This is a genomic window from Streptomyces sp., from assembly GCF_035563135.1.
Taxonomy (GTDB): domain Bacteria; phylum Actinomycetota; class Actinomycetes; order Streptomycetales; family Streptomycetaceae; genus Streptomyces.
On the sequence record NZ_DATMVN010000027.1, the window covers coordinates 1 to 3,014 of the forward strand.

The window sequence follows — 3,014 nt, forward strand, 5'->3', positions numbered from 1 at the left end:
TTGCGCCGGGTTGGACCCGAAATGTTTCGCACGACTAGTGACGACCAGCGCCACGGAGAGCACACTATTGCCCGAGCGGAGGTCATTTTGATGACACCGTTGACGTTCCGGCACATTCCATGGAGGTAGCCTTGCATTCCCTGGTATCCGGTGCTGCCCTCGTGCGGATGACGCGGGCCACCAAACTCTGTGCAGATGCCCTCGTCCCGGCGCTGGTGCTCGTGGCGTGCTCGGCCTCTGCCGATCCGAGCAGTTCTGCGAGCGCCGGCATCTCGGCCAGCACCGTAAGCGCGGCCGGCTCCTCCGGTGCCGACGGCGCCCCCGGGGCCCCCGGTGCGGACGGCGCCCCCGGTGCGGACGGCGCCTCCGGTGCGGACGGCGCCCCCGGTGCCGATGCCGGGGTCGGTGCCGCGAGCATCGCCTCCTGCTCGGGGAACTCGTGCTCGGTGACGCTCGCGGGCGCCGGCTCACGGGTCCAGATCCTCGGTGCGACGATCTCGTTCGAGGAGATTCGCGACGGCCAGGCAACCCTTCGCGTCGACGACCAGGACATCACCTGCACCGAGGGACAGAGCGCATCAGCCGGTCCCCTTACGCTGACGTGCACGGACGTCACGAGCGACGCCGTCACCGTGACCGTCTCGCCCGCCTGAGGTCAGCGCCCTGAGCGGAGGCGAGTCGGTCGACGGCGGAAGGCATCCGGCTCGGCGCCGGTCTCGGAGCGAGGGCGAAGGCCGTTGAAACCCGGCAATGGCTGCACGCGGCCACGAGCGACGCCGAGGTGGGGACGGCGGTCCCGACGGACCGGACTCGCAGGCCGTGGCAGACCGACCGGCTCCCTCGTGTCTACCGACCCGGGCTCGGGCAGGGAACTGCGCCCGGCTCTGGCCTCATGGAGGAACCTTCCACGCAGTTGCAGCTCCCCTGCGAATCCGCGGAGGCCGTCGAACTGCGTGGCCGTGTTCGCGACTACGTGGTCCGCTCGAGTGGGTTACGTGTGCACGCACCGTCATCTCGGTAGCGCTCACCGTTGCCTGGGCGTCGACTTCTCGTCAGGATCGAATCCGCCGACATCGACACGGTGATCGGCGGCCAGCCGGGCCGGAAATGGACACGGTCCGCCAGCGGGCTGCCTCTACGAGAGGTTTCCGGCTCTTCTGGCACCATTTCGTCGAGGACATTCCAGGAGGAACCATGTTCGAGGACCAGACCGTCGACCTGCTGCCCGCACGGACCACCCTGCAGGCCGGAGCAGGCGGTGCCGGCGGTAATGGCGGCCGCGGCGGAGACGCCGTCGCCATCTCGGCCGCGGCCATCTTCGTCCAGGGCAACGTGGACGACAGCACGCTCACGGTGGAGTCCGGTCCTGCCGAGGCGACCGGTGGCGAGGGCGGCGCCGGCGGCGCCGGTGGCGCCGGCGGTGACGACTGATCGCTGAACTGCGCCGGCGGCACCGCACCGATGACACCGCGTCGATGACGGCCTGCCGCTGAACCAGTGACGAGGAGGGGCGACCGGACACCGGTCGCCCCTCCTCCCACGACCTCCACCGGTCCGTGCCCCCTTGGCACTGCCGCACCTGAGTGACCTCCACACCACGCCTCAAGGGATCGAGATCGCTCCGTGAACCGTCTGATCCACCGTCGAGCCCTCGGCGTCGTCCTCGCCGTCGCGGTCCTGGGCGGCTGCTCGTCGGGGGACGGCGCGGAGGCCCCGACCGAGGGGGAGCCGGCGGTCCAGGACGCCCTCACGGGCGACTCGGCGCAGTCGATCCCGGTCCTGCGGCCGGAGGTCCTGGCCGAGGTACCGCACGACCCGTCCGCCTTCACCCAGGGGCTGGAGCTGCACGAGGGCACTCTCTACGAGGGCACCGGCCTCGAGGGCGAGTCCCAGCTGCGCGTGCTCGACCCGGAGACGGGGGAAGTGCTGCGCGCCGAGCCACTGCCCGGAGAGCTGTTCGGCGAGGGCATTGCCGTGGCAGGGGATCGCATCTGGCAGCTCACCTGGCAGGACGGCGTGGTGCTCGAGTGGGACCGCGCCACCCTCACCCTGCGCCAGCAGCTGCCGCTCGACGGGGAGGGTTGGGGGCTGTGCTCCGACGGCACCCGCCTGGTGCGCAGCGACGGGACCGACCGGCTGCGCTTCCACGATCCGGTCACCTTCGCCGAGACCGGATCGGTTCCGGTGACGATCGACGGCAAGCCGGTGACCGAACTCAATGAGCTGGAGTGCGTCGACGGGCAGGTCTGGGCGAACGTGTGGCCGTCCGACGTCCTCGTCCGCATCGACCCGGCGAGCGGACGAGTCACCGCCGCCGTGGACGCGGCCGGGCTGCTCGACCCGGAGCAGCGCGCGAACGCCGACGCGGTACTCAACGGCATCGCGGCGCTGGGCAACGACGAGTACCTGCTCTCCGGCAAGCTGTGGCCCGTCTCGTTCCGCGTCCGGTTCGTGGAGGAGTAGTCGATGACCGATCGGAGTCACGGCCGGGTCGGCGTCTCGGCCGGCGCCGTCAGCGCGTCCGCGGCGGGCGCGTCCGTCTCCAGGTCCGTGAGCCGCGTGTCCTGTTCCGGGGACTCCTGCTCGGTGACGCTCGGCGGCCGCGGCTCGCGAGCGCACGTCCTCGGGACGACGTTCGGCCTCGCGGCGGTCGACGGTGACCGGGTGACGCTCCGCGTCGACGACCGCGACGTCACCTGCGACCTGGGACAGACCGTCCCGATCGGCGCACTGCGCCTCACCTGCACGGCCGCAACGGACGACACGGTGACGTTCACCGTCGTCCGAGGCTGACCCCATCGCGTCGGCGGTGTCCGACGGTCAGCTGGTCGGGACCTCGGCGTCGAGCACGCCGCCCAGCACGCCGTTGACGTAGGCCGGCGAGTCGTCGGTCGACAGCGACCGGGCCAGCTCGACGGCCTCGTCGATCACGACGGCGTCGGGGACGTCGTCGACCCACAGCAGCTCGAAGACCGCCATCCGCAGGATCGCGCGGTCGACGTCGGGCAGCCGGT

Annotated in this window: 5 protein-coding genes; 4 read left to right on the forward strand and 1 reads right to left on the reverse strand. The window is 71.2% G+C overall.

The features are described 5' to 3' along the window. The first annotated feature begins 131 nt into the window (after window positions 1–131). From VN520_RS01455 to VN520_RS01470, 4 genes are all read left to right on the forward strand, one after another. Window positions 132–653 (forward strand): collagen-like protein, encoded by a 522-nt coding sequence (locus VN520_RS01455; protein ID WP_325744976.1) that lies wholly within the window; start codon window positions 132–134, stop codon window positions 651–653. A 541-nt stretch (window positions 654–1,194) separates the two neighbouring features. Beyond that, window positions 1,195–1,431, forward strand: a complete 237-nt coding sequence (locus tag VN520_RS01460) for a hypothetical protein (protein WP_325744977.1) — start codon at window positions 1,195–1,197, stop codon at window positions 1,429–1,431. A 192-nt stretch (window positions 1,432–1,623) separates the two neighbouring features. Then, window positions 1,624–2,463 carry a glutaminyl-peptide cyclotransferase gene (locus VN520_RS01465; RefSeq protein WP_325744978.1) on the forward strand — a complete coding sequence of 280 codons (840 nt, stop codon included), beginning with the start codon at window positions 1,624–1,626 and terminating at the stop codon, window positions 2,461–2,463. Between the two features lie 3 nt (window positions 2,464–2,466). Continuing rightward, the gene (locus VN520_RS01470) at window positions 2,467–2,793 is read left to right on the forward strand and encodes a hypothetical protein (RefSeq protein WP_325744979.1); all 327 of its coding nucleotides are present in this window, start codon (window positions 2,467–2,469) and stop codon (window positions 2,791–2,793) included. A gap of 27 nt (window positions 2,794–2,820) precedes the next feature. Here the strand turns inward: VN520_RS01470 and VN520_RS01475 are convergent. Next, window positions 2,821–3,014 (reverse strand): transcription antitermination factor NusB (locus VN520_RS01475; RefSeq protein ID WP_325744980.1); only part of this gene is annotated, 194 nt, incomplete at its 5' end.